27 protein-coding genes are annotated in these 24,662 nt (G+C 40.2%); 2 read left to right on the top strand and 25 right to left on the bottom strand.

From position 1 onward, the window contains the following. From R3D71_00005 to R3D71_00065, 13 genes are all read right to left on the bottom strand, one after another. The coding region (locus tag R3D71_00005; protein ID MEZ5690031.1) for an FAD-dependent oxidoreductase at nucleotides 1–3,141 on the bottom strand (3,141 nt) is incomplete at its 3' end. Between the two features lie 26 nt (nucleotides 3,142–3,167). Continuing rightward, nucleotides 3,168–3,473 (bottom strand): type II toxin-antitoxin system RelE/ParE family toxin, encoded by a 306-nt coding sequence (locus R3D71_00010; GenBank protein MEZ5690032.1) that lies wholly within the window; start codon nucleotides 3,471–3,473, stop codon nucleotides 3,168–3,170. After that, nucleotides 3,470–3,730, bottom strand: coding sequence for a type II toxin-antitoxin system prevent-host-death family antitoxin (locus R3D71_00015; GenBank protein MEZ5690033.1), 261 nt, complete (start codon nucleotides 3,728–3,730; stop codon nucleotides 3,470–3,472). Before R3D71_00015 ends, R3D71_00010 begins: the two co-directional genes overlap by 4 nt. A 106-nt stretch (nucleotides 3,731–3,836) precedes the next feature. Beyond that, the gene (locus tag R3D71_00020; protein MEZ5690034.1) at nucleotides 3,837–4,595 is read right to left on the bottom strand and encodes a hypothetical protein; all 759 of its coding nucleotides are present in this window, start codon (nucleotides 4,593–4,595) and stop codon (nucleotides 3,837–3,839) included. Then, nucleotides 4,579–6,615 (bottom strand): adenylyl-sulfate kinase, encoded by a 2,037-nt coding sequence (cysC, locus tag R3D71_00025; protein MEZ5690035.1) that lies wholly within the window; start codon nucleotides 6,613–6,615, stop codon nucleotides 4,579–4,581. The genes R3D71_00020 and cysC overlap by 17 nt, the downstream gene beginning before the upstream one ends. An 88-nt stretch (nucleotides 6,616–6,703) precedes the next feature. Further along, complete coding sequence (gene cysD / locus R3D71_00030; GenBank protein ID MEZ5690036.1) at nucleotides 6,704–7,540, bottom strand: sulfate adenylyltransferase subunit CysD; 837 nt, start codon at nucleotides 7,538–7,540, stop codon at nucleotides 6,704–6,706. A gap of 35 nt (nucleotides 7,541–7,575) precedes the next feature. Beyond that, nucleotides 7,576–7,935, bottom strand: a complete 360-nt coding sequence (locus tag R3D71_00035; protein ID MEZ5690037.1) for a four helix bundle protein — start codon at nucleotides 7,933–7,935, stop codon at nucleotides 7,576–7,578. Between the two features lie 32 nt (nucleotides 7,936–7,967). Continuing rightward, the gene (locus R3D71_00040; protein ID MEZ5690038.1) at nucleotides 7,968–8,690 is read right to left on the bottom strand and encodes a phosphoadenylyl-sulfate reductase; all 723 of its coding nucleotides are present in this window, start codon (nucleotides 8,688–8,690) and stop codon (nucleotides 7,968–7,970) included. Between the two features lie 84 nt (nucleotides 8,691–8,774). Beyond that, entirely contained in the window at nucleotides 8,775–9,359 is a 585-nt protein-coding gene (locus R3D71_00045) for a bifunctional precorrin-2 dehydrogenase/sirohydrochlorin ferrochelatase (GenBank protein ID MEZ5690039.1), read from the bottom strand. Then, nucleotides 9,340–9,858: a hypothetical protein gene (locus R3D71_00050; protein MEZ5690040.1), complete on the bottom strand. Its 519-nt coding sequence runs from the start codon at nucleotides 9,856–9,858 to the stop codon at nucleotides 9,340–9,342. Before R3D71_00050 ends, R3D71_00045 begins: the two co-directional genes overlap by 20 nt. Continuing rightward, nucleotides 9,855–10,205 (bottom strand): GIY-YIG nuclease family protein, encoded by a 351-nt coding sequence (locus R3D71_00055; GenBank protein ID MEZ5690041.1) that lies wholly within the window; start codon nucleotides 10,203–10,205, stop codon nucleotides 9,855–9,857. The genes R3D71_00050 and R3D71_00055 overlap by 4 nt, the downstream gene beginning before the upstream one ends. Nucleotides 10,206–10,246: 41 nt before the next feature. Next, nucleotides 10,247–11,980 carry an NADPH-dependent assimilatory sulfite reductase hemoprotein subunit gene (locus tag R3D71_00060; GenBank protein ID MEZ5690042.1) on the bottom strand — a complete coding sequence of 578 codons (1,734 nt, stop codon included), beginning with the start codon at nucleotides 11,978–11,980 and terminating at the stop codon, nucleotides 10,247–10,249. A 153-nt stretch (nucleotides 11,981–12,133) separates the two neighbouring features. Continuing rightward, complete coding sequence (locus R3D71_00065; GenBank protein ID MEZ5690043.1) at nucleotides 12,134–12,883, bottom strand: prepilin peptidase; 750 nt, start codon at nucleotides 12,881–12,883, stop codon at nucleotides 12,134–12,136. A gap of 154 nt (nucleotides 12,884–13,037) precedes the next feature. On the opposite strand from R3D71_00065, the gene R3D71_00070 reads away from it, so the two are divergent. Both R3D71_00070 and grxD read left to right on the top strand, forming a co-directional pair. After that, nucleotides 13,038–13,274 carry a BolA/IbaG family iron-sulfur metabolism protein gene (locus R3D71_00070; protein ID MEZ5690044.1) on the top strand — a complete coding sequence of 79 codons (237 nt, stop codon included), beginning with the start codon at nucleotides 13,038–13,040 and terminating at the stop codon, nucleotides 13,272–13,274. Nucleotides 13,275–13,308: 34 nt separating this feature from the next. Next, nucleotides 13,309–13,644, top strand: a complete 336-nt coding sequence (grxD, locus tag R3D71_00075) for a Grx4 family monothiol glutaredoxin (protein ID MEZ5690045.1) — start codon at nucleotides 13,309–13,311, stop codon at nucleotides 13,642–13,644. 6 nt (nucleotides 13,645–13,650) lie between these two features. Here grxD and R3D71_00080 read toward each other — a convergent pair whose 3' ends face one another. The 12 genes from R3D71_00080 to R3D71_00135 all read right to left on the bottom strand — a co-directional run bounded on the left by R3D71_00080 (nucleotide 13,651) and on the right by R3D71_00135 (nucleotide 24,660). Next, on the bottom strand, nucleotides 13,651–14,094 hold the full coding sequence (locus R3D71_00080) for a hypothetical protein (protein MEZ5690046.1): 444 nt from the start codon (nucleotides 14,092–14,094) through the stop codon (nucleotides 13,651–13,653). A 147-nt stretch (nucleotides 14,095–14,241) separates the two neighbouring features. Then, complete coding sequence (locus R3D71_00085) at nucleotides 14,242–14,373, bottom strand: hypothetical protein (GenBank protein MEZ5690047.1); 132 nt, start codon at nucleotides 14,371–14,373, stop codon at nucleotides 14,242–14,244. After that, nucleotides 14,366–16,168 (bottom strand): translation elongation factor 4, encoded by a 1,803-nt coding sequence (gene lepA, locus R3D71_00090; GenBank protein MEZ5690048.1) that lies wholly within the window; start codon nucleotides 16,166–16,168, stop codon nucleotides 14,366–14,368. Before lepA ends, R3D71_00085 begins: the two co-directional genes overlap by 8 nt. Nucleotides 16,169–16,212: 44 nt before the next feature. Continuing rightward, on the bottom strand, nucleotides 16,213–17,193 hold the full coding sequence (locus R3D71_00095; protein ID MEZ5690049.1) for a ParA family protein: 981 nt from the start codon (nucleotides 17,191–17,193) through the stop codon (nucleotides 16,213–16,215). A gap of 224 nt (nucleotides 17,194–17,417) precedes the next feature. Further along, nucleotides 17,418–18,638, bottom strand: a complete 1,221-nt coding sequence (locus R3D71_00100; GenBank protein MEZ5690050.1) for a hypothetical protein — start codon at nucleotides 18,636–18,638, stop codon at nucleotides 17,418–17,420. A gap of 101 nt (nucleotides 18,639–18,739) precedes the next feature. After that, nucleotides 18,740–18,928 (bottom strand): DUF465 domain-containing protein, encoded by a 189-nt coding sequence (locus R3D71_00105; GenBank protein MEZ5690051.1) that lies wholly within the window; start codon nucleotides 18,926–18,928, stop codon nucleotides 18,740–18,742. A gap of 115 nt (nucleotides 18,929–19,043) precedes the next feature. Next, nucleotides 19,044–19,613, bottom strand: coding sequence for a CDP-diacylglycerol--glycerol-3-phosphate 3-phosphatidyltransferase (gene pgsA / locus R3D71_00110; protein MEZ5690052.1), 570 nt, complete (start codon nucleotides 19,611–19,613; stop codon nucleotides 19,044–19,046). A 147-nt stretch (nucleotides 19,614–19,760) separates the two neighbouring features. Next, the gene (locus tag R3D71_00115; protein MEZ5690053.1) at nucleotides 19,761–20,369 is read right to left on the bottom strand and encodes a hypothetical protein; all 609 of its coding nucleotides are present in this window, start codon (nucleotides 20,367–20,369) and stop codon (nucleotides 19,761–19,763) included. Nucleotides 20,370–20,387: 18 nt separating this feature from the next. Then, on the bottom strand, nucleotides 20,388–20,948 hold the full coding sequence (locus tag R3D71_00120) for a DUF4065 domain-containing protein (protein ID MEZ5690054.1): 561 nt from the start codon (nucleotides 20,946–20,948) through the stop codon (nucleotides 20,388–20,390). Nucleotides 20,949–21,197: 249 nt separating this feature from the next. Then, nucleotides 21,198–22,751, bottom strand: a complete 1,554-nt coding sequence (locus R3D71_00125; GenBank protein MEZ5690055.1) for an ABC transporter ATP-binding protein — start codon at nucleotides 22,749–22,751, stop codon at nucleotides 21,198–21,200. Further along, the gene (locus R3D71_00130) at nucleotides 22,748–23,782 is read right to left on the bottom strand and encodes an ABC transporter permease (GenBank protein ID MEZ5690056.1); all 1,035 of its coding nucleotides are present in this window, start codon (nucleotides 23,780–23,782) and stop codon (nucleotides 22,748–22,750) included. The genes R3D71_00125 and R3D71_00130 overlap by 4 nt, the downstream gene beginning before the upstream one ends. After that, on the bottom strand, nucleotides 23,779–24,660 hold the full coding sequence (locus R3D71_00135; GenBank protein MEZ5690057.1) for a prolyl oligopeptidase family serine peptidase: 882 nt from the start codon (nucleotides 24,658–24,660) through the stop codon (nucleotides 23,779–23,781). Before R3D71_00135 ends, R3D71_00130 begins: the two co-directional genes overlap by 4 nt. Between the last annotated feature and the right edge of the window lie 2 nt (nucleotides 24,661–24,662).

A 24,662-nucleotide genomic window follows, 5' to 3' on the forward strand; every position in this document is an offset into this window, starting at 1 on the left:
ATTACCATGAAATACCATATCCTGCGGACGGTTCGGCGCGAAGTCCGACTGCTCATCACAGCACCATACCACAATATCTGAGGCCACCTCAATATCTTCTATCTTATACCTATCGGTAGCTTTTTTATAACCAGCGAAATACAATACCTCACAACCATTGTCACGCATCGCTTTTCCAATTGAGAATAACACAGCGTTACCAAGCCCGCCACCAAGCAGCATCACCTTTTTATTCTTAGGAATCTCGGTTGGTGTGCCAGTTGGTCCCATTAATATAACCTGCTCACCAGCTTTAAGTTTAGAACATAAATCAGAAGAACCACCCATCTCTAGCACTATGGTCGCAAGCAACCCTTCTTCCTTATCCACCCAAGCGCCGGTAAGAGCTAATCCTTCCATTGCTAGGGTAGTGGACAGTGTATGGTGGTCAGTGGGTGGTAGCTCCTTACCCTCTTTGCCATTCACCACACACCGCTCACTATTCACTCTAAGCGCGTTTTTCTCATAATTTTGCAGCCTATAAAATTGCCCTGGTTGGAATTGACGAGCAGCGAGCGGAGCACGCACCACTACCTCAACAATATTAGATGTCAAACGGTTAACCGCATGTACAGTGGCACGCAGTTCATTGTTCATCTTTTCTATAAATTCTTTTTCTAACAACTGACCACTGACAACTGATCGCTTCTGTAAAACCTTCGTAATCACCGGATAGCCCTGTTTGGCACTGCCCATAGCCTTTACCACATTACCGGCGAATGATGGGTGCAAGTCCCCAAAAAAGCTTACCGCCCGCCCTTTTTTATCCACCGAAAGTAACACCCGCACCTCATTCGGCTTGGATATTCTCTCTGGCGTGACTTGCTTGCCATTTTCATCTACCGCCCGAAAATATTTTCCGTCCAGTTCAAAATGCTTAGCGTCCTCACGGTTAAGAACTGTGTTTGGGCTAGTACCAGCCGCGACCAAAACCATACGTGCCGGTATTTTTACAATAACACCCTTATTATCACCCGCCGTTTGCTTAAGCGAGATATTTTGAACAGCTCCGAATTCATCAATATCCATACCCGCCGGTTCATATTGTTCAGCAAAGAAAATGCCCTCTTCAAAAGCTTTTTCTACCTCTTCATGGTTAAGGCGATAGCTTGGCGCGTCAATCATCCGCTTACGGTAAACCAGCTTCACTCCACCCCAACTATCAAGCAATCCCCAAATGTCTGGGTTTTCCTTTTCTCTCTCCTTACGGATAGCCCGAGCGTGCGCTAGGAATTCCTCCGCTACTATAGTATCCTCCTTACTCCAGCGGCTACGCACAGCCTCCTTACCGTATTTACTTGTGAGTATCTCATAGCGAGCGAGGAATTTCTCCACCTGTATTGGGTAATAAGCCAGCGACTCCGTAGCGGTATCAATAGCGGTAAGCCCACCGCCAATCACCACTATTGGCAAGCGTATTTGCAAATTAGCGATAGAATCTTTCTTACCAGCACCCGTAAGCTGCAACGCCATTAGAAAATCAGAAGCGGTACGTACACCACGTGCTAGGGCGTTCGGTATATCAAGGACCGTGGGTTTACCAGCCCCCATACACAAGGCAATGTGATCAAAACCCATCTCAAAAGCGTTATCATAGGTAAGAGATGAACCAAAACGCACCCCACCAAACATGGCGAATTGCTGTCTGCGCTCAAGTAACAGACGGATAATTTTTAGATAATTCTTATCCCAGCGCACAGTTATTCCATATTCAGCGACTCCGCCAAAACCAGCAAGTGTACGCTCATCCAACTTCTCATAAATAGTTTTTACGTATTTTATTGGAGTAAATTCACAGCGACTACCATCAGCTCTCACACCAGAAATTTTCTCATCAACCGGCTCTATCTTCAGCCCATCAATACCAACTACCGTATGCCCATCATTCATAAGATGGTGAGCAAGGGTATAACCAGCAGGTCCAAGACCAGCGACCAAAACTTTATACCCACTTTCCGGCTTTGGCACAGGACGCTCTAAATTAAGCGGATTCCAGCGGGTAAGCAGTGAATATATCTCAAACCCATATGGCAAGCTCAAAACATCTCTTAAAGTAAAGGTTTCCACATGCGGAATGTTTACTGGCTCCTGTTTTTGATAGATACATGACTTCATACAGTCATTACAAATACGATAACCAGTTCCCGCGCACATTGGATTATCAATCGTTATCGCCGCAAGCGCGCCAATCGGCACAGCTTGCGATTTTAACATATTCATTTCAGATATTTTTTCCTCCAGCGGACATCCAGCTTGAGTAATCCCGAGTGGGTTTACTTTTACCTCACCACTTTTTTCTTTAAGCCCTTTAGAACAGCTATCTTTGCCCTGATTATGACAGAATATACAATAATTGGCACTGTCAAGAGCGGCAACACGTGTTCCTCCATCATCAGTAAGGGCGAATCCCTCACGTTCACGTAAATGCTCCTCGCTGAACCTAAGCACCTGCACACCATCACGCCGCTCAGTCTCTGCCGCCACCAGATTCTCATAGTCAGTTTTAACTGGTTGTTTGAACAATACTCCTGATTTGTGTTTTTTCTTTCCAGCCTCACTAAATAAAGCCCACGCCGCGTAACGGGCGGCTATCTCTAAGAGTGATTTATTTTCCGACTCATTTTCTAGCCAACCATTTACCGTCTTCGCGAAAGCAAGCTCAAAAGCCTCTCCTGAGACATCAGGTAAGGGGAGCATACCAAGTAAAGCCCTACCATCCACCCTTTGCGCCTCATCAAAAGATAAGGATTTTGCCGCTTTTCTCTGCACGAACAATCTCTTACAGGAATATATCGGCGCAAGAGCGTGATGGGCTTCAGCGAGTTGTTCTATCTCCTTTTTAATACCAAATAATTCACCAATAAAATCCTCAACATAAGGAGCGACATCAACTATGAGCTGAGAATATTCTTTTTCCGAGATAGCTCCCTCTCCCACCTGTGATGGAATGTTGGAGAGGGAGGAGGCACGTGCCGCCATCAACCTATTAAACAGCTCTAAATTGACTGTCTTTAAGAAACCAACAAAAGCGTCATCAACCTTTACCAACCCATCACGCTGATAAAGCTCCGCGAATTTTATATTATATCCAAATTGTGTCATTTTTTACTTCTTTTCAATGCGTATAATCAATATCCTATAGGAAAATTAGACAGTTCCAAACTCATATTTTTATGCAAAACCCTAACAACAACAATGCCATACTCCTGCCGCTCATAGCAAATTACGTGACTTATATAAGGAAAAATCAAAATATTTTTTCTGATACCGTCCCGTTTAATTCCAATATCCGGATTAACAGCTAATCGCTGAACTATTTTCTCCAGACCATCAATATACTCAAGAGCCTTACCGCTGCCCCACCTGTTGCGAGTATAATCAACGATCTGACTCAAATCATGTTCTGCTATCTCTGTGAATTTATACAGTTTCATGTAATAGCACGATGCCTCAATCTCGCCAGAACATCTTCACTATTTTCCAGCTTACCAAGTCGTAAATCTTGTAATCCCTTATCTATTTCCTTATTCAGCCAATCTGTTTTTAATAATTCTATAGCTTCATATTCCTGCATTGACATAACCACCGCGACAGCTTTCCCGTTCTTATTAATTTTTATAGGCTCATACTGAACTTTAAGCAGCATTTCACCAAATTCCCTCTTAGCGTCACTTGCGTTTAATATTTCCATAATTAACTCCAATATTAATTGATTTAATCATTTTGATTAATTATATAAAACTATAACCCGTAAGTAAATATATATATTTCTTAAACATTACAGCCAAATTACTTAATTATATTCTTATACCTTTGTTATTTTTACTTATCTTTTTCAGTTTCTCTTTTTCCGTCGCCATAAAGTTATCAATGGTGAATTCTTTAATATCTAAATCCAGCAATGCTCCCTCATTAACACTGTTAATAAAAAATTCTGGATGTCCCTGCCTTAGACTATAAAACAAGTTCTCCGCTTTATCTCTATGAAACTCTATTTCCTCATCACTGATAAAATCATTTATATTTATATCCGCTTTGAATTTTCTAACGTTAGAAGATGAATTTACTTTTCCACGATACTCATTATATGATTCATATAACTTATTAACAAATTTATTATCATGGTAATCTATTTTATATGACTGCTTGTAATTAAGTTCAGAATCTTTCATTTGTAAATCAATAGACGATTTTGCTATATCAAATTGCTCCTTGATAAAGTCGCTGTTTTTTAATCGCTGAAATGATCTATTTTGATCTACCATAATATCTTCAAACACCTTCAAATAAATCGCGGACAATATCTCAGCTTTGACTCCCATTGCCCTATCTACAAGATCAGAGTTTTCTAATTTTCTAATACCACTAACCACCTCATGATTATCTGAAATTTTTAACGCTCCAGAAGCTATCAGATGATACATGTCATGTATCTGATAATCCTCAACTTTTATGCCACTATTGCTGGCTATTTCCCCTCCCTTTCCATCATAGTAGCGCTTCTCATAAGCGGCAACAGCCTCCCGCATCGTAACCATTCTATATCCCTCCCGCATAGTCGCCCTCACCAGCAATAGTCATATTGCGAGCTGGTTCAACCAATTGTGCATCGACATATTTAAGCAGCTGTTCCACGCAGGCCTCAACACTTAAATTTTCTGTATCCAGAACAAGATCGGGGCTGCTTGGTTCTTCATACGGTGCGGAAATGCCTGTAAATTCTGCTATTTCACCCGCGCGCGCTTTAGCATATAGCCCTTTCACATCCCGTTTTTCGCAGGTTTCCAGCGATGCTTTGATGTGGATATTATGAAAATAATTCGGCGCGATAGAGCGAGCGGCAGTTCTGCTTTCACGTGTTGGTGAAATAAATGCACTGATTACTATAACTCCAGATTTAGCGAATAATGCTGCCACTTCTGCGACACGACGTAAATTCTCTGCCCTGTCCTGCACCGAGAATCCAAGATCACGATTTAGGCCCTTACGTATATTATCGCCATCCAGCACAAAAACTTGATACCCCTTATCAAACAGGCGCTTTTGCAACATTTTTGCTATAGTAGACTTACCAGAACCAGAAAGACCAGAAAACCATAATATTCCGCCCATATGACCATTGGTTAGCGAACGCTGCTCAGCTGTTATGCCAAAATCCACATCAAAAATATTCTCTGATTTTACCGACTTCGGCACGCCAGAACGTTGATCAAAGAAACCATCCATATTGATAATACCACCGCCCGCCGCGTCATAACCATCAAATACCACGAATCTTCCCATACGCTGGTTATGGTTGAAATCATCAAGGCCGACCAATCCTTTAATCCGCCAAATAACCTCCGCCACATTGCCACGTTCAACATTTTCCGCAGGTTTTTGCTCCAGAGTATTGGAGTCTATCACGTGCTCTATGGTTTTAAGTTCCGCCATTATCTCTGACGTACCAAGCTTTATTTTATAACGTTTTCCAGTCGTAAGAGCTTCTCTTCCCAGCCAAAACATCCGCGCGCGGAATAAATTGGTAAGCATCGGCGCGTTTTCCCTATGACTCGCTATATGCCCACGCTCAATAAATATTTGATCGCTAAGGGTTATCCCCACACTTTGTCCTGCCATCACTTTTTCCAGTTTTTTATCAGTTTCTGGCCAAACCTCAATACTCGCCACTTTTGCCAGCGTGTTTGATGGTGAAAACAGCAGCTCATCACCGACCTTAAGTGTTCCGCTCTCTATCCGCCCCGCTATAATCCTACGTTCGTCAAATTTATAAATATCCTGAATTGGAAAACGCAACGGCATATTTTCATCAGAACTCGCCACCTCAAATTTCTCTAAAATCTCAGTGACACTCTCTCCTTCATACCAAGACATATTTTTCCATGTACCACTCTGTTTAGAGCTACTCCGCTTTGATTCTATACTAGGAAGGTTAGGCGAAGTGTACGAACCTGTACATGAGCCGACACCTGACGAAGTATGGGAGCAAATGGGGGTAGCTATGCCGTCACCATCTCTTGCGGAGATTGGAATAAAACAAGTAGGCTCAACACCAAGACCACTTAAATAAGCACGATAATCTTTTTCTATCTGCCGGAATATTTCCTGACTATAGCCCACCATATCCATTTTATTAACCAGCACCGCTATTTGACGTACACCAAGTAAATGTAACAAATAACCGTGACGCCTACTTTGTTCACGAATTCCCTCTTTAGCGTCAATAAGGACTAACGCCGCGTCCGCCTGCGCTGCGCCGCTTATCATATTTTTTAAGAATTCCTTATGCCCAGGCGCGTCAATAATCACTATGTCACGGCTAGGGGTTTTAAGCCATATCTGGGTGGTATCAACGGTAATTCCCTGATCCCGCTCAATTTGCAGAGCGTCCATTAAGAACGACCACTCAAACGGCATTCCGCGCTTTTTGCAACTTGCGGTAATCGCCTCAAACTTACCATCCGGCAGAGAATTTGTGTCATAAAGCAACCGCCCGACTAGCGTGGACTTACCATGATCCACATGCCCGACAATTACGATCTTCAGTTGTTGTTTTGTCTGAGTATTTAGTGCCATATTTTTCTCTTCTATTTTTCATCTACCAGATCCCGCAGCAAGTGCGGGATGACGGGAATCTAAGTGGCTTTGCTGCTAAGACTTACCGTCACATATACCCATCTGCCCGTAACCTCTCAAAACTGCTTTCATCCTCATCCGCTCCCATTGGTCTACCTGAACGCTCGGAAGTTTTCGTTACCCTAAGCTCAGCGATAATTTTTTCTATCGTGTCAGCTTTGCTTTCCACCGGCCAAGTTATACCTTTTTCGCCAAGACTTCTAAAACGCATCATCTTTCCGCCAAAATCACGTCCTTCAAATTCATTATATTTCTTAGCGTAATAAAGCGGTACAATCGGAATATTTTCCCGCTGAATGTACAGCCAGATGTCAAGCTCCGTCCAATGCAATAACGGGTGAATACGAATACTCGTACCTGGCGCGAAATCAGTTTTATATTGATCCCAGAACTCCGGAGGCTGTTCTTTTACGTCCCATCCACCCTCAACACCACGCGGCGAGAATACCCGCTCCTTCGCCCGTGTCGCCTCCTCATCACGGCGAATTCCAGCGATTATCCCAACAAACCCATGCTCATCAATTACTTGTTTTAACCCTAAAGTCTTACGAGAAGCGACCCGCGCGGCGTGTGGCAAAGTAATATCAGTAGCCTCAATCGGTGGACATACCGGCGATAGCAAATTAACTCCCCATTCTTTAGCATATTTATCACGGAAAGCATATACCTCACCCATCTCAATCTCAGTATCACAATGGATAAGCGGAAACGGAACTTGTCCAAAAAAAGCCTTACGAGCCAGATGAATCATAACGTTGGAATCTTTCCCGAACGACCACAGCATGGCAAGCTTATCAATGGCGTGAAAAGCCTCACGGAAAATATAGATGCTTTGTGCTTCAAGCCTATCTAGATGGTTCATCATTATTGTACCTTGTAATTTGTAAATAGTAATTTGTATCAATTTTTTAATGAACGTAGCAAACCAAACAACATTTTATTGATCTCTTCAATTATAATCACTACTTCATCATGGCAAGATTTCATTACATATTTTCTATCATGTGAAATTATCATCTGAGTCTCAAGTTCAGCAAGTGAACCGCGAGCAATATTTATAAACCGTGAAAATTCAGGCTTTGACCCACGAATACTTCCTTCCGCTATATTAGATGGAATTGAAACAACAGCTCTACGCATTTGACACGAAAGACCAAACTGCTCTTCCTTTGGAAACTGTTGCGTACAGTCATAAACTAAATTTGTTAACAACATTGATTTCTTCCAGACATCCAAATCTTTATAACTTTTCACTGACATATAAAACCTTCTTACAATCTACTAACTACTAACTACAATTTACTATCCATCGAGACATGTAACCCACACTCCGTTTTCTGCTCACCATCTTTCGCCGTATGTCGCCAGCGTCCCGCCCGCTCATCTTCCCCCGCCTTTACGACAGAGGTGCAGGGTGCACAACCAATAGAAGGGTAGCCCCTAGAAACCAGCGGATGCTCTGGCAAATTACGGGCGGCGAATTCTTGTTTTTGTCTTTCCTTGTTCCAATTCGCCAGTGGGTTGATACGGAAGATATTTTTATCATCAAGTTCAATAGTTTGCAGAGTGGAGCGATTACTATTTTGATATTGCTTACGTCCAGTAATAAGAGCTTTAATACCCATTTCCTCTACCGCTCGTTCAAGTGGCTCAACCTTGCGTAACCAACAGCAGCGATCAGGGTTTACGTTCCATAACTCACCTTTAGGATCTATACGATTCAACATTTCAGGAGCAGGAGTCAAAAAGCGCAAATTTTGTAAGCCTAGCTTACTTTTTAATGTTTCTACATATTCCAGCGTTTCCGGAAAATGCTTTCCGGTCTCTAAAAATAAAACCGGAATTTTACTATCAATTTCCGCGACCATAGCAAGCAGCAAAGCCGCGTCCGCGCCAAAAGAGGAAATTAGGGCGACACTGCCCACAAACTCTTCTTTTATCATCACTTTCAGCAATTCTTCCGCTTCCAAACCGCCATATTTTTGTTGAAGCTCTGATAGTTTTTGTTCACTCATTTTTCTAACTCCATACTGTCATCCCGAACATATGTGAGGGATCTTTGAGAAGATTCTTCGCTACGCTCAGAATGACAAGCAGAATCATTTAAGCCAGCCCTTCCGCTCAAGAAACTCATCACTAGCTTCTAATATTTCAGAAATCGTTTTATTCTGTAATTTAAGACCGCCTCTAAACTCCGCCATCTCCTTAGTACGTTCTTGCCAATTCGTACCAAATAATGATGATATATAATCACGCACCCGCCGCGCGAGGGTAGGGGAGGCACCACTGGTAGAAACCGAGATAACAAGGTCCCCACGCTTTACGTTAGCGGTAAAATAAAAATCACAAAGCTCGTTTACATCCTCAACATTAACCAGCTTACCAGCTTCCCTAGCCGCGTCCGCTATTTGTTTTGATATTTCATCCGAAAGTCCAGCAATCATAACAATAGTCGTAGAGTCAAAAATTCCCTCTCCCTCTGGGAGAGGGCCAGGGTGAGGGGAAGAGACAAACTCCGTTCGCGCAAAATAGCACCCCCCACCCCAACCCTCCCCCGCAAGGAGGGAGGGAGAAGAGAGCGCAGCGCCGTAGTCAAGCAATTGCTTATGACGACGTTCAAAAGCCTCACCGGTTCCGATTAAAACTACCGGCAATTTCCTCAAATCAAGCATAATAGGAAACATTGTTAGCTTTCTCCTGATTTTCTATAAAATTACGATTGTTGCCCTTTTTATCAAAACAATAAATCTCACTTCCATCAAAAACCCATATTTTTTGGAAAAACCCTGTGCCGCTGTTAGATATAAAGTGTTCTATTTGAGAGATTATTACATCTGTTGGTAAAATTTCCATTCCGCCAATATAGCATAACAACTCTATGGGATATTCAGAGACATACTGCTTAGACAATTTACTAAAAACTTGTTTATGCGGTTCGTGCCCAGAACGAATAAAACAAACATCGTCATTTGACTTTAATAACTTTGATACTTCACTTTTAACTTCCTCAGCACAGATTTCAACCAGCTCAAAAGCTATACTTCCCAATTCTGGATGTTCATAAAAAATATCTGGATCAGGTGGTTGTCTGCTTTCAAATTTTCCGTCTAATCCGCGGGTTGCCAGAAAACTTTGAAAAACCTTTTTTTCCCTAGCCTCTTTTATTGTGTTTTTATTACTCATGCCTGCCCTACCTCATACGTCATTCCCGCATAGGCGGGAATCTTATCTAACAACGGATCAGGAAATAAAGATTTATACAAATCTTCCCACAATGGATTTTGCCGTTCAATTAAGTCTATCTTCATTGAACGATTCCATTTTTTAATGCGTTTCTCACGCAATATAGCCGATTCCGTACTTTCATGTGTTTCATAATATATAAGGTTTTTAATCTGGTATTTTTTGGTAAAACCATCAACCGCCCCTTCTTTATGTTGCCACACACGCTTTATTAAATCTGACGTTATACCAACATATAAAACGCCATAAGGTTTACTTGCCATTATATATACAAAAAAATTCTTCATAATTATTTACACATAAGATTCCCGCCTGCGCGGGAATGACGTTATTTTATTATGTCTTCGAACGCATCTACTACCACCTGCTTCACTTTCTCAATACCATAACGATTACAAAAATCGCCAAAATACTCTTTATCCTCCCTATTTTCCTTCCACAAAGCGAACATTGGCGAGAGAGTCTTAACAATGGAGTCATAATGAACTTTATCAAATATCTTTTCATTAAGACGAGTTCCGGCGAAATCACCACCTATATACAAAGAATAATGATCCGGCATTCTGCCGATTATGCCAATATCACCAATAGTAGCTCGTGAACAACCGTTAGGACAACCGGCGATTCGGATAGAAATCTTCTCATTTTCCATCCCATATTTTGCCAGCTCTTTTTCAATATCAGCAACTAACGGTAATTTAATCCGCTCCGCCTCAGCAAGCGACTTGCCACAAGTTGGAAGCGCTACACAAGCCAGCGTATTACGGTATGCTGGAGTAATATCACCACCAAGCTTTACCCCATATTCACGGAGTATTTCCTCTATTCTTGGCTTTTCACCCGCTTCTATATCACACAATAAAATATTCTGATCCGCTGTTAAAGCTATATTCATTTTATATTCGGATATAACCGCCCTAAGTCCAGAGCGTATTTTCTCCTCTTCTCTATCTATTATTCGCCCGCTAGAAACTGGAACACCTAAAAACCACTTACCATCAAGTTGATCATGCCAACCAATATGATCTTCCACAGCGAATTTTGGCATATCTCTTGGCATATCCATTTTCTTACCAATATATTTTTCTAACTCCGCCTTTGCCCAAGCGATACCATTTTCCGCTATCAGATATTTAAGACGGGCATGCTGTCTATCACCTCTATCACCATGATCACGCTGGAGCTTTATTACCGCCTCAGTCGCCACTACCAACATATCAGAAGGCACATACATAATCGGTTTAGCGAGGTAAGGATATGTTTTCGCGTTGTTATGCTTCATACCCAAACCACCACCAAGAGCGAAGTTATAACCAGCGTGTTCCTTACCGTTAAATAAGGAGAGTATAGCCAAATCATTTGCTAGTGCGTCCATGCAGTTATCTTCTGGTGTCGCTATCGCCACTTTGAACTTACGCGGCATATAAGTATCACCGTAAAGAGGTTCCGCCAAATCACTATTGTTTGGGGTTGGATTAAAAGGATAATCAGCCACTCGTTTACCATCCAGCCACACCTCATAATAACTGTTACTTTTAGGGGCTAAATGTGAGGCAAGTAAAAAACAATCCGCCTCAAGGCTAGCATGTATATTATCCCTAATAGGAGCAGGGCAGGTTATAATATTACGGACAATATCACCACACCCGCCAAGAGTAGATAGTAACATACGATTAATATCACCAATTAGCGGCTTCATACCGGCCTTTTTTATACAATGAAATTGGAATGTCTCACGGGTGGTAATGCGCAAAGTTCCATTCGCGTATTTCTCCGCCAAACTATCCAGAGCAAGATATTGCTCCGCCGTCATCTTCCCGCCCGGACATTTCACCCGCACCATAAATTCATATTCTTTATCAAGTCCAGCTTTCTTACGCTCGGTTGCGCTATCCCTGTCATAACCAAAATAGCTGCCATGAAATTTAAGCAGCTCGTAAGACTCATTACTCACTTGTTCGCTAGAAGAGTCATCCAGCTCAGCGGATATATTTCCTTTTAAGTGATCGCTGGCAAGTTTAATCCCCTCAACACCAGAAAGCTTTTTTATCGGTTCACTCATATATCACTTTTCCTAAAAAATTCTCAGACACTTATACTCATTTTGGATAATTTTTATTTATAATAAATCTAGTCTATACTAGAGACACACTTATTTTCAATATTTATTTGTATAATATATAATTATACATTTTATTTATGTGTAAACAGCAAATTATCTCATAAAATACATAATATTAAAAATATTTGGATATACTATACACATAAACAAAGCAACAGCAAGTGCTGGCCCAAAAGGAAAAATCTCACCTTTTTTTAGCAACCGCCATAACAAGCCAAGCATAACACCAAATATACCCACTAAAAATAAAAACACGGGAAGGGCTGCAACACTAAGCCAAAGACCAGCTACCATAAAAAATTTCACATCACCAAAACCAAGCATAATCCGACCACGTAAATAGCTATACCCATAATGTAAAGCAAGGGCGAGGGCGGTCATAGTCCCGAAACTCCATAAAATATCAATGGACAAACTATCATTCACATAATGGTAAGCTAAGGCGAGGGGCGTTAGTATCAAGTGAACACTATCAGGAATAATAAAATGCTCAAGATCAACGATAATCATTATCGTAAGCATAACCGCCATCAGAGCAAGAAGCGTAAATTCCACACTCAGACCATAACGTGAATATAAAAACACAAAAATTAAAGCGGTGCTAAGCTCAATTAATGGATAACGTATTGAGATTTTAGTAGCGCAGTACTGACATTTTCCACCACTAAGCAGCCACGAGAATAGTGGGAACAAATCCTTAAATCCCAATTTGTTATTACAGTTCGGACAATAAGATGGCTTCCTCACCACCCCAACTCCAAGCGGCAGGCGATAGCTGGCGCAACTTATGAAACTGCCAAACACCAACCCTAAAAAAACAACTATGATAAATTCATATAACAATGAGTTAACCCTTTAGATAAATTATTAGTTATAATATAAACTTATATATAGACTATAAAGATATTTAGATATGGTTACTACTTGCCATTTGTGATAAATCAGTTATAACCGTACCTATTATTAATTTTTATAAAATGTATTGGGAACTCATAATATGCCAATGCCAGCGAGTGAGATAGAATCACTGATAAAATCAGCTTTCCCTGACGCCGATATTACCCTTGTTGACACAGCGGGAGATAATGATCATTACAGCCTGACTATAGCGTCAGAAAAATTCACTGGCAAAAGCAGAGTGGCTCAACATAAAATGGTTATGGCGGCAATGGGCGATAATATGGGAACGAAATTACACGCCATGTCAATAACCACTAAAGTAAAAAATAGTTAAATCAGATAGAACAGACAAATAAATAGAGGAAAATATGACTAACCCAGTATTTGATGAAATCAAAAAAGACATAAGCGAAAATGACATAGTGCTGTATATGAAAGGCAGCAAAATGATTCCACAATGTGGCTTTTCAGCTACCGTAGTACAAGTATTGGAAAGACTCGGAGTTGAGAATTATAAAGATATAAATGTACTGGAAAATCCAGAAATCCGTGAGGGAATTAAAGAGTTCAGCGACTGGCCAACCATTCCACAGCTTTATGTAAAAGGTGAGTTCATCGGCGGATGCGACATCGTCCGTGAGATGTATCAAAGTGGTGAATTACAGGATGTTCTAAAAGAAAAAGGTATTAACGCTGCGGCTTAGGATGACCTAGTTTGTAATTCTAACACTACCAGATTTACCTGTATGCGAAATAACACTGCCAACTTTAGTACCAACAGCTGCGGTAGCGTTTTTAATCATTCTAGCCGTTCCTCCATCGGCTTTAGTCAAAGCTCTTTGTAGCTCTTCGTCATTCGCAAGTAATTTTTTACCATTATCCGTCTCAACTAAAGAATAAGCTAAAGTATTAGCGGTTCTAGGGTTATTAGCAATAAACGATTTTACAAGTTCAGAATTCCTCGCCAATAAATCTTTACCCCCACTATTGGCTCTTAAATTCATCGCAAGAATAATAGCGGCATCTCCTGTTAACTGTTCTATAAATTCAGGAGTAAGTTGCCCACGATTTTGTTTATTGTTGGCAATCTCTCTTGCCACTTCAGCAGCTGTGTTTGGGTTATTCAATCCTTCAAGAAAATTCTCCAATGACATAAAACTTCTCCACACTTCATATATTATAATTAAAATATATTAACTTAAAACAGAGTAACGCTTAGCAATATTAAATTCAAGTAAAATAAAATACTAAGGATAATACGGATAAAACTAAGAAAAAGAAACTCAGTAAGTCAGACCGAGTCAGCTTTGAGCATCATCTTTTCCATATATCTCATATGCCGCCAGTAGGCGGCACGAGCCATCAGCCAGCGAAGCTGTATCCCATGCAAAAGACAGTAGGCTTTCACGGAGATGAATAAAAATTCTACTCATCACCCATTTTAAGAGCTGATAAAAAGGCACTTTGTGGGATAGTTACATTTCCGATTTCCCGCATCCGTTTTTTACCCTTTTTCTGTTTTTCCAGCAACTTACGCTTACGCGATACATCACCACCATAACATTTAGCGAGCACGTCCTTACGCATCGCGGAAATTGTCTCACGGGCGATTATCTTACCACCAATCGCCGCTTGAATCGGCACCGCGAACATATGTTTAGGAATAAGCTCCTTAAGTCTTTTACAAAGCTGACGGCCACGAAAATCCGCCTGAGTTTTATGGACAATACACGCCATAGCGTCAACCGGCTCGGAATTCACTAAAATACTCATCTTAACCAGATCGCTTTCCTCATAACCATCTATCTCATAGTCAAAGCTGGCATAACCCTTAGAGCATGATTTAAGCCGATCATAAAAATCAAACACCACCTCATTGAGTGGCAGACGATACACCACCATCGCCCGATTACCAACATAGGTCAGAGTTTCCTGTCTTCCTCGCTTTTCGGTACATAATGCCAGAATATTACCCAAATAATCATCCGGCGTCATGATGGTAGCTTTAATCCACGGCTCCTCAATATAATCTATCTTGGTTACTTCCGGCATATCAGACGGGTTGTGCAGTTCCATGCTCCCACCACTCGTAAGCTTAATATTATAAACCACACTCGGAGCGGTGGTAATCAAATCTAAATCAAACTCTCGTTCCAGCCTTTCCTGTACTATCTCCAAATGCAGCAAACCAAGAAAACCACAACGGAATCCAAAACCAAGAGCGGAAGAGCTTTCAGTCTCAAACTCAAAACTCGCGTCATTAAGTCGAAGCTTCGCCAAAGAATCCTTCAGATGTTCAAATTCAGAAGCGTCTGTTGGATACAATCCACAAAAAACCACCGGCTGGCTTGGCTTAAACCCAGCAAGAGGAGAGGTACATGGCTTCCTATCATCGGTCACCGTATCACCGACATTACAATCGGACACTTGTTTTATTCCGGTAATAATATAGCCAACTTCACCTATTGTTAGTTTTTCAACCGGTGTCTTCTTAGGTGTGAATATACCAACCTGATCAACATCATGAACCGCACCGGTTGACATCATCCGTATTTTCATACCCTTTGTCAGTGTGCCATCTATAACTCTTACTAGAATTATTACCCCAAGATAAGAGTCATACCAACTATCAACCAGCATCGCTTTAAGCGGATTTTTAATCTCACCAACCGGAGATGGCAGACGGCTTACTATCGCCTCCAAAACATCTTTTATCCCGATACCAGTTTTTGCCGAGATCATAAGAGAGTCAGAAGCGTCTATCCCAATTACTTCTTCTATCTGAGCGCATATTCTGTCCGGATCGGCGGCGGGCAAATCTATCTTATTAAGCACCGGTATTAGCTCATGATTAGCGTCTATCGCCTTATAAACATTAGCGAGTGTCTGTGCTTCCACACCCTGCGAAGCGTCCACTACCAAAAGCGAGCCCTCACAAGCGGCAAGTGAACGACTTACCTCATAAGCGAAATCCACATGACCCGGAGTGTCCATAAGGTTTAATATATAATTCTCACCATCATCCGCCTTATATTCAAGGCGAACTGTTTGTGCTTTAATAGTAATTCCCCGTTCTTTCTCAATATCCATTGAGTCTAGTACTTGCGCTGACATTTCACGCTGCTGCAACCCACCACAATACTCAATTAACCGATCGGCAAGCGTTGACTTACCGTGATCAATATGAGCGATAATAGAGAAATTACGAATTTTTGCTAAGTCTGTCATAAAATCACTTTATAGAGCTTGTTATTTCTTTATTTTATTATTAGTTAGTAATTGCCAATAATAGATAGTATTTTATTAGCCAATTCTCCAAACTCTTTTTTAGATCTCTCCAGATTTTCTTTTGTACCCTGAGCGTTATCAGTTAACTCGGACAGCTCAATGTTAAATATCGCCTTCAACTTACTCTGCCCCAAAGATGTAAGCTGTCCGTAATCCTGTATTTGAGCCAGATACTCTTTCCAACTCTGCTCAACAAGACCATTTCGCGAGTGCTTAAGAGAAAGATTCTCTTTAACTTTTCCAGGGATTTCATCTATCCATTTCCTATGCGCCTTTATCGGCTGTTGTCCATAAATATTATATGAATTTATTATATATCCAATAAAAGTTGGATCTCCCGGTAAAACTGACTTTGCGGGAGTATCCCCCTGAACCGCCTTTGCTGTGTTACGCCAATCAGTCTTCCACTTTTCCAATACTCCACCAAGATTCTCAATTCCCTGCACGCTAAAACTATCAGGCATCATCGGCACGACAAAAAAATCTGTGCCTAAAACAATCGCTCTATTTAACGCGCCAAGACTTGGAGAACTATCTATCACGAATATATCTATCTGCTCCTGCATACCCTTTTCAATCATAAAACGGTATATAGCACTTGTGATAAAATAACCGATTTTATTACCACTCATAGCCTGAGTAAATGCCCCTCCCAATGTATCCTCTATGGCGGAAAGCCTTAAACTACCAGGCATTATAAATAAATTCTGATTATTAGGAGCCGGTAAAAAATTAATTCTGAGATCTATATCAGAGCCCCCCTCAAATACACCACGAATTACAGAATATATATTTTGCTCGGCAAATAGATCATCATAAAAATCTCTGCCCAATGATAATATAGTAGAGTTACACTGTGGATCCAAATCCATTAATACCGTTTTATACCCTTTATCGGCAAAAGCAGCGGCACAATTAAAAGCTAGCGTAGTTTTACCTACACCACCTTTGTTATTGCAAAACAATAGCTTTTTCGTTCTAGTGAATTTCATAGTCGCGAATATAACGTTTTAACATATCGTAAGCAAGCCATCTATGGTAATTTGAAAGAAGAATTTCTTATTTCAAATAGCAAATTCATCATAGTAGTTCCTAATTTCAATAATTGGAAAGTACCATCAAAACTATCACTGAAAACAGTGATTTTGCGCTACGTATTAAGCACGGAAGCTAACAAAACAATTCTATATCACCTTATAAAAGCTGCCGCTATCTCAATATGTGGACTCCAGACGAATTGATCAACCGCTAGCGCTTCTTTAAGCTTAAATCCGGCTCGGCTAAGACACAGAGCATCCCGTGCAAAACTCGCCGGATTACAGGAAATCATTACCACATTATTTACGTCAGAAATCGCTATTTGTTGACACTGCTCTTTCGCTCCAGCGCGAGGAGGATTTATTATAACACCATCAAAAACAGAAAGTTCTTTCCTATTAAGCGGATTAGTAAATAAATTACGTTTCTTTCCCACAATATTAAGTTTGTTATCCTCAGCGACACGCAATATATTAACAATAACATCATTATTAATATCTATAGACGTAATCATAGTTAATTTCTTAACCAAAGCTAAGCTATAACAACCAACACCACAAAACAAATCTACTATGCTTTTCTTGTTATCCACCTTACCATCAATACATGCCAAATGCTTCACTACAAAATTGGTAAGTAGCTTCTGCCCAGCCTCACTTGCTTGCAAAAATGTGTTATGAGATAACGGAATGTTAAATCCACCCACCTCCATCCTAAAAGGGATCTTTTCTAGCTCAAATAAAATTTCCTGCCGCTTATTACTGATCGCTACTCTACTGACACAGCCAATATCAGTCAAAAGCTGCAAATCTTTTTTTATTTGCTCCTTATAATCAGCATATTTTTCTATCCTATCAATAGAAGCTGAGCTTTCCTGCAATGATATAACTATCTCTACGTTAGGCCCTACAGAGGTCACGCTTATCGTTGATATATCATCCACAAATGACTGCCTGTTAATAGCATCACACAATAACGGCATAAATTGCTGCGAATTTTCTTCTAAGATCAAACAATTATCAATAGCGATTTTCTTATGACTACGACTAGCCATAAGCGCTAGAGAATAACCTTCATCAACTTTCAGTAAGCGGAATTGTACCCGCCTCCTTGAGGCTGGAGGAAGAAAGACAAATTCTGGAGAGGCTGAAGCAAATCCACTCTTTCTTAGAGCGTTTTCTACGACACGCTTCTTAAAATCACGATAATAATCCGCCCGCAAATGCTGTAAACCACAACCACCACAATCATTAAAATATGGACATGGTGGAGCTACACGGTTATTTCCAGCCTCTATTACCTCAAGCAATTCAGCTTTCATAAAATTGGCTGTTCTATTAGTGATAATCGCTTTTACCAAGTCACCTTCCACCGTTTTTTCTATAAAAACTGGCGAACCACTATAGCTAGCGATACCATCACCAAGACCACCGAACGACTCTATCTTTACTTCTATAATATCGGAAATAACAACTACGCTATGATATCAGGATACAATATATTTTCCAAAGTGGTTATCCTGTCACGCAACGATAACTTCATTTGCTTGAAACGACGTAGGGTAAACTCATCTAACCCACCCTTATTTATCTGTTTATCTAAATTACGATGCTGCATCCTAAGCATCTCCAACTCTTTAATCTGAGCAAGATCCTCATCCATAATTAAAACACCTGAAAAATCAAATAAGTAAAACCACTGGCACCTCGGGCAGTGGCGATTGTACCATTATTTTACCATAAAAACCACTAAATTTATACTATTTTAGCTATAATATTCACTGATTTTCGCTCATATGCTTCATCCCAGTCTTAAGATAAGCATATCCAGTAACCACAGTAAGAGCAGCCGCAAGCCATAATAATATATTGCCTAAAAAATCAGCATATAACCAACTTGGCGCGCCCGCCCCAAGTAATAGCAAAAAAATAGCTAACATTTGCGCCGCTGTCTTGAATTTAGAGAGTTTTGACACTGGCACCCCGATTCTTATCTCCGCCAAATACTCGCGCAACCCTGAAACCAAAATCTCACGACAAACAATAGCTATGGCGGGAATCACACTCACCCTGTTCTCGGCGACCATAAGTAGTAAAACTGTGGCGACCAACAGCTTATCAGCGATCGGGTCAAGAAAACGTCCAATGTTGGACTGCGCCTGCCAAAGACGAGCGGCATAACCATCAAGCCAATCTGTAAAACTAGCAAGAGCGAATAAAAACGCCGAAATATAATAACCAGAACGACCTATATAATCAGTTAGAAAAAATACCACTATAAGTACTGGTATTATAACAATACGAAAATATGTAAGATAGTTAGGTATATTTTTTCTGTTAAACCCCATAAAAAATCATACATCGCTTATAGTATTTTATAGTCGTTTCAGTTTATTTTTATACAAGACAATCAAACTGGACAAACCAACCAAATGGTAGAGCCTATATGAGGAGAAGTTTAACGTTGTATAAAAGTAAAATCAAATGACTATAGTTTATCTTTTTACTTCCCTTTTGAAATAATCAAACATTTTATTAACCAAGTCCAGCTCTTTATTGGACAGTTTAGGAGATAATCTTTCAGAGTTTGATGAAAAAAGCTCCTTAAAAGCCGGTTCAAATATAAATTTACTAGTATTCTCACCAAGCTCAACATAACCAAGATCCAAAAATTTTTGTAAAGTATTAGCTGTCGCCCCCTTATCAGCATGGATGCTTCTTAAAACTTGTAACCGAACTACACGTCTTAAAATCCAAAAAAATACGGATATCAAAATAATAAACCCACTCACCCTCGCTGTATAATATAACACGAAAAAATTATCCTGAGAAAAAGCGTTAAATCCCTTAATATCAGGCATATTCTTTACAAAAAAATTGGGGTAGTAAAGATAGAATAAAACTATAATAATAAAAAATAAAAAAGCTATAACCAGCCAACAACGCAGCACAAAAGTTAAACTTTTTACCCTCTCAAGATGATATTCTCCCAACTGCTCAAACGCCTCATGCTGCGCCTGCCTCTCAACTAGAGACTCCTGCTTTTTTACTCTGTCAACGGAGCTACTCTTACCAGGAAATTTAATTTTACCGAACAAAGACATAATAAATTCTACTTATTTTTAAGCGGCAAGTATATCGTCATTCTTAATATCAACATGCCTTAGATTGCTATTTTCAGCGGATTGTCTTCCTTTAGTCCATGGCTTGCTATAATTCTCATTATGAATCTCATCAAACAACTCCCTATCAGAATAATCCACATATTTATCCCATACTTCTTTACTTAAAAACCGGTCAACATTGCGGTCTTTTATAAATTTACTGAAAAAAACGAACCGTTCTTTTTTCTCATCATATGTGGAATCCTCAAAAAATATGTATTTATTGTAAGGCAGTGGCGTGTTACCAAATTTCCTATATTCATAATACACTGATGGAAAAATAGGGCTATATTCCCACGCTTCAGGCAGTTCATCAAATAATATGGTAGATTGTTTACGCAAAAAATTATAGTAAGCTAGATATAACAGCCTTTGTAATCTTAAATGGGTAAGAGTCTTTTTGTGTTTTATTGATTTTTCTATAAACCAGTTGACTATCTCTCCAATACTGCATATAGCTGGCTTTAATTCTATAGAAGAAACGTTATTTCTATATTCTTCAACCCCACCAATAGACATTATAAATACTCCATCTATAAATATTAAATATAATTAAACAATATCTGAGCTTTTACAACACCGCAATAGCTTAAACCTAGTAAAAGCACAAATATTTAATATTTACTTAGCAAGTATTCCCTTAATTGATTTTATTTTTGTAAGAAAAACAAAGTCATCTCACTCGCTTCGCGGTGCAAAACCAACTCTTTCTAAGTTGGTTTTGATAGCAATTTATGGCAAAAACCATAAATTACTATAAGATGCCTACTATTCTAAAAACGCTGATTTTATCAAAATTTTTGTATAATCATGGTTAGGATTAGCAAAAACATCCGCCGTTTTTCCTTCCTCAACTATTTTTCCGTCTTTCATTACAATAAGATTTTGCGCTATAGCGCGTACCACTCTAAGGTCATGACTAATGAAGATATAGCTTATTTTACGCTTTTCCTGAAAGGATTTCAGCAAATCAATTATTTGCGATTGTACGGAAAGATCAAGAGCGGAGGTTGGTTCATCAAGAACCACGAAATCAGGCTTGAGTATCATAGCTCTCGCTATACTGATACGCTGTCTCTGCCCACCAGAAAACTCATGCGGATAACGCTCTTTTATATCAGGACTAAGACCTACCTCACCTAGTATCTTATCCAACTCCTTCTCCCTTTCAGCGGCAGTTATTTTTGGATGATGTATCAGCAATCCTTCCTCTATAATTTGTCGTATTCGCATACGTGGGTTAAGGCTAGAATAAGGATCTTGAAAAACCAACTGCATTTTAGAGCGTAATGTCCGAATTTCCTTGCTTTTAAGATTATCTATAGAGTTTCCTAAAAAAACTATCTTCCCATTACTCTTAATCAAGCGCAGAAGAGCAAAACCAAGCGTCGTCTTGCCAGAACCTGATTCACCTACAATTCCAAGTGTTGACGATCTGACGATATTGAGCGATATATCATCTACCGCTTTTACATAGCCGGAAGTTCGTTTGAGCAGACCGGTTTTTATCGGAAAATAAACCTTTAAATTCTCACAGCTAATAACCGAAGGCGAGTCACTAGCGACCGAAACAGGCTCTCCCTTAGGCGCGGAAGCGAGTAATCTTTTAGTATATTCATGTTTAGGGTTCGCGAATATATCAGCGGTTTTTCCCTGCTCCACCACCTGACCTTTATACATAACCACGACTCTGTCCGAAAGCCTACGTACTAATGTTAAATCGTGAGTAATGAACATCATCGCCATATTAAGAGACTTCTGTAGCTCTTTAAGTAGCTTCAATATCTTCGCCTGAATGGTAACATCAACCGCTGTTGTCGGCTCATCAGCAATCAATAATTCGGGATTATTGGCGATCGCCATAGCGATCATCACTCGCTGCCGCTGTCCACCAGATAACTCATGTGGATAGGCAGCAAACCTATCCTTAAATTCCTCAAGCCCAACCTGTTCTAACAACTTTATAATACGCTCTTTATCATACTTATTACAGGCGAACATCTCTCCTATTTGCTTACCAATGCTGTGCAGTGGATTTAGAGCTGTCATTGGCTCCTGAAAAATCATGCTAATTTTTTTTCCTCTTATTGTTCTAAAATCAGTAGAAGCGCGTAACTCCTCACCGTTAAAGGAAACACTACCGCTAATTTCAGCCTCCGGTGGCTGCAATCCCATCGCTGAAAGAGCGGTGAGTGACTTGCCAGAGCCCGACTCACCAACCACCGCCAACATCTCCCCTTTTTCTATAGAAAATGACACATCCCGCAAAATGCGAGTATCACCAAAAGAAAGACCGAGATTATTTATGTTAAGCAAGGTCACTTACCTCCTCCAATCACTTTCCTCGGATCAAAAGCGTCACGCACCGCCTCACTGATAAAAACTATTAGTACGAGCAACAGACCTATAGTGATAAATCCGGTAAAACCAAGCCATGGCGCTTGTGGATTATTTTTCCCCTGTAACAATAATTCACCAAGCGAGGGTGAACCAACTGGCAGTCCGAATCCAAGAAAATCAAGGGTGGTAAGGGCGGTTACCGCACCACTCATAATGAACGGCATCATGGTAAGAGCGGCTACCATAGCGTTTGGCAGCACATGGCGAATCATTATTCTATACTCACCAACACCAAGCGCGCGCGCCGCTTTCACATAATCAAAATTCCTTGCTCTTAAAAACTCGGCACGTACCACACCAGTAAGTGACATCCATTTGAATAATAATAATATGAGTAGCAACCACCAAAAACTGGGAGTAATAAAACTCGCTAAAATTATCAGCAGGAATAATTCCGGCAAACCACTCCATATCTCAATAAAACGCTGGAATAATAAATCAGTCCATCCACCAAAATAACCTTGCACCGCACCGGCGAAAATCCCAATTATTGAACTGGCAACTGTAAGTATCAAACCAAATAATACCGAAATACGAAACCCATATATAAGTCTCGCTAACACGTCACGCCCCTGATCATCAGTACCCAATAAATTTACGGAGGAAGGGGGTGAGGGGGCAGGCACGCCAAGATCGTAATTAATTGTACTATAAGAAAAACGCACAGGTGGCCAGACCATCCAGCCATTATCCTCTATCTCACCAGCGGTGAAAGGATCACGATAAACCGCCTCTGTTACGAAATCACCACCAAATACCTTATCTGAATATGTCTTAAATACCGGAAAATAAAACTCTCCCTTATATTTTACTATTATCGGCTTATCATTGGCGACAAGCTCCGCGCATAAGGTAATTACAAACAAAAACAGAAATATCCAAAAACTGATAAAACCACGCTTATTAGCCTTAAATAATTCCAAACGACGGCGAGATAAAGCGGATATACTCATATCCTATACCTCGCAAACCACGCCAAGCTTTTGTCCAGAACATCATCCCAATGACGTATCAAAGCATGGTTGCCACCCTCATAAATTATCAAATCATGCTCCTTACCGAGAGCTGAAAGTTTTTCTGCCATGTCCTGTGACTGAATCATCGGTACGGCTTCATCTTTGGTACCATGCATTAACAATACCGGAGCCGAAACATTTTCTAAATGACAAATCGCTGAGCGTTCTTCTAGTAATTTTTTTGGATTTTCTAGGTAATTAGGAATAATTTTTTTATAAACCTGTTCTTCTAAAATAGGACGGTTATCCGCAGCCTGCCGTAAATCACTTACTCCAGCGATAGAAACTACCGCGTTTACCGACAAACCATCACGCATGGAAAGAATATTCATCATCCCACCACGTGAATGACCAAGCATAAAGATATTCCTGCCGTCCCATGCCGGATTTTTTTTAGCGATTTCAACAAGGTTTAATACATCATTTACATCCGCTCCTCCAAACTCTTCTTTTCCTTCACCACCATCATTTCCCCGATAATTGGAAGCGTAAACAAGATAGCCAGCCCTTGCGAACGGAAGCATAGAGCGCATAACAGAAAGCACCGTAAGCTTACCAAACTCCCTGTTACCGCCACGATTATAAATAAGAATCGGATGGGAACCATTGTTTATTTCCGCAGGAAAAGCGGTAATACCACTTACCTTAAAACCATCACTTTCATAAAAAAACCTTGAGCTTATAACATCGCTAATTTCAAAATATTCTCTACATATCTTATCGTAAAAACTCTCAGGAAGCGGTGAGGGAAACACTCTATTTTCTGTGAGATGCTCCAAACTATGGGGAATAAATTTTTCTGAAGATACAATCAAAC

Source organism: Rickettsiales bacterium (assembly GCA_041396965.1).
In the GTDB taxonomy this organism is placed as follows: domain Bacteria; phylum Pseudomonadota; class Alphaproteobacteria; order Rickettsiales; family SXRF01; genus SXRF01.

Excerpts from the sequence above, each read along its gene's own strand:
- R3D71_00010 (MEZ5690032.1), bottom strand. The coding sequence starts at position 3,473 with ATGAAACTGTATAAATTCACAGAGATAGCAGAACATGATTTGAGTCAG.
- R3D71_00015 (MEZ5690033.1), bottom strand. The coding sequence starts at position 3,730 with ATGGAAATATTAAACGCAAGTGACGCTAAGAGGGAATTTGGTGAAATG.
- R3D71_00020 (MEZ5690034.1), bottom strand. The coding sequence starts at position 4,595 with ATGCGGGAGGGATATAGAATGGTTACGATGCGGGAGGCTGTTGCCGCT.
- cysC (MEZ5690035.1), bottom strand. The coding sequence starts at position 6,615 with ATGGCACTAAATACTCAGACAAAACAACAACTGAAGATCGTAATTGTC.
- cysD (MEZ5690036.1), bottom strand. The coding sequence starts at position 7,540 with ATGATGAACCATCTAGATAGGCTTGAAGCACAAAGCATCTATATTTTC.
- R3D71_00035 (MEZ5690037.1), bottom strand. The coding sequence starts at position 7,935 with ATGTCAGTGAAAAGTTATAAAGATTTGGATGTCTGGAAGAAATCAATG.
- R3D71_00040 (MEZ5690038.1), bottom strand. The coding sequence starts at position 8,690 with ATGAGTGAACAAAAACTATCAGAGCTTCAACAAAAATATGGCGGTTTG.
- R3D71_00045 (MEZ5690039.1), bottom strand. The coding sequence starts at position 9,359 with ATGTTTCCTATTATGCTTGATTTGAGGAAATTGCCGGTAGTTTTAATC.
- R3D71_00050 (MEZ5690040.1), bottom strand. The coding sequence starts at position 9,858 with ATGAGTAATAAAAACACAATAAAAGAGGCTAGGGAAAAAAAGGTTTTT.
- R3D71_00055 (MEZ5690041.1), bottom strand. The coding sequence starts at position 10,205 with ATGAAGAATTTTTTTGTATATATAATGGCAAGTAAACCTTATGGCGTT.
- R3D71_00060 (MEZ5690042.1), bottom strand. The coding sequence starts at position 11,980 with ATGAGTGAACCGATAAAAAAGCTTTCTGGTGTTGAGGGGATTAAACTT.
- R3D71_00070 (MEZ5690044.1), top strand. The coding sequence starts at position 13,038 with ATGCCAATGCCAGCGAGTGAGATAGAATCACTGATAAAATCAGCTTTC.
- grxD (MEZ5690045.1), top strand. The coding sequence starts at position 13,309 with ATGACTAACCCAGTATTTGATGAAATCAAAAAAGACATAAGCGAAAAT.
- R3D71_00080 (MEZ5690046.1), bottom strand. The coding sequence starts at position 14,094 with ATGTCATTGGAGAATTTTCTTGAAGGATTGAATAACCCAAACACAGCT.
- R3D71_00085 (MEZ5690047.1), bottom strand. The coding sequence starts at position 14,373 with ATGAGTAGAATTTTTATTCATCTCCGTGAAAGCCTACTGTCTTTTGCA.
- lepA (MEZ5690048.1), bottom strand. The coding sequence starts at position 16,168 with ATGACAGACTTAGCAAAAATTCGTAATTTCTCTATTATCGCTCATATT.
- R3D71_00105 (MEZ5690051.1), bottom strand. The coding sequence starts at position 18,928 with ATGGATGAGGATCTTGCTCAGATTAAAGAGTTGGAGATGCTTAGGATG.
- pgsA (MEZ5690052.1), bottom strand. The coding sequence starts at position 19,613 with ATGGGGTTTAACAGAAAAAATATACCTAACTATCTTACATATTTTCGT.
- R3D71_00115 (MEZ5690053.1), bottom strand. The coding sequence starts at position 20,369 with ATGTCTTTGTTCGGTAAAATTAAATTTCCTGGTAAGAGTAGCTCCGTT.
- R3D71_00120 (MEZ5690054.1), bottom strand. The coding sequence starts at position 20,948 with ATGTCTATTGGTGGGGTTGAAGAATATAGAAATAACGTTTCTTCTATA.
- R3D71_00130 (MEZ5690056.1), bottom strand. The coding sequence starts at position 23,782 with ATGAGTATATCCGCTTTATCTCGCCGTCGTTTGGAATTATTTAAGGCT.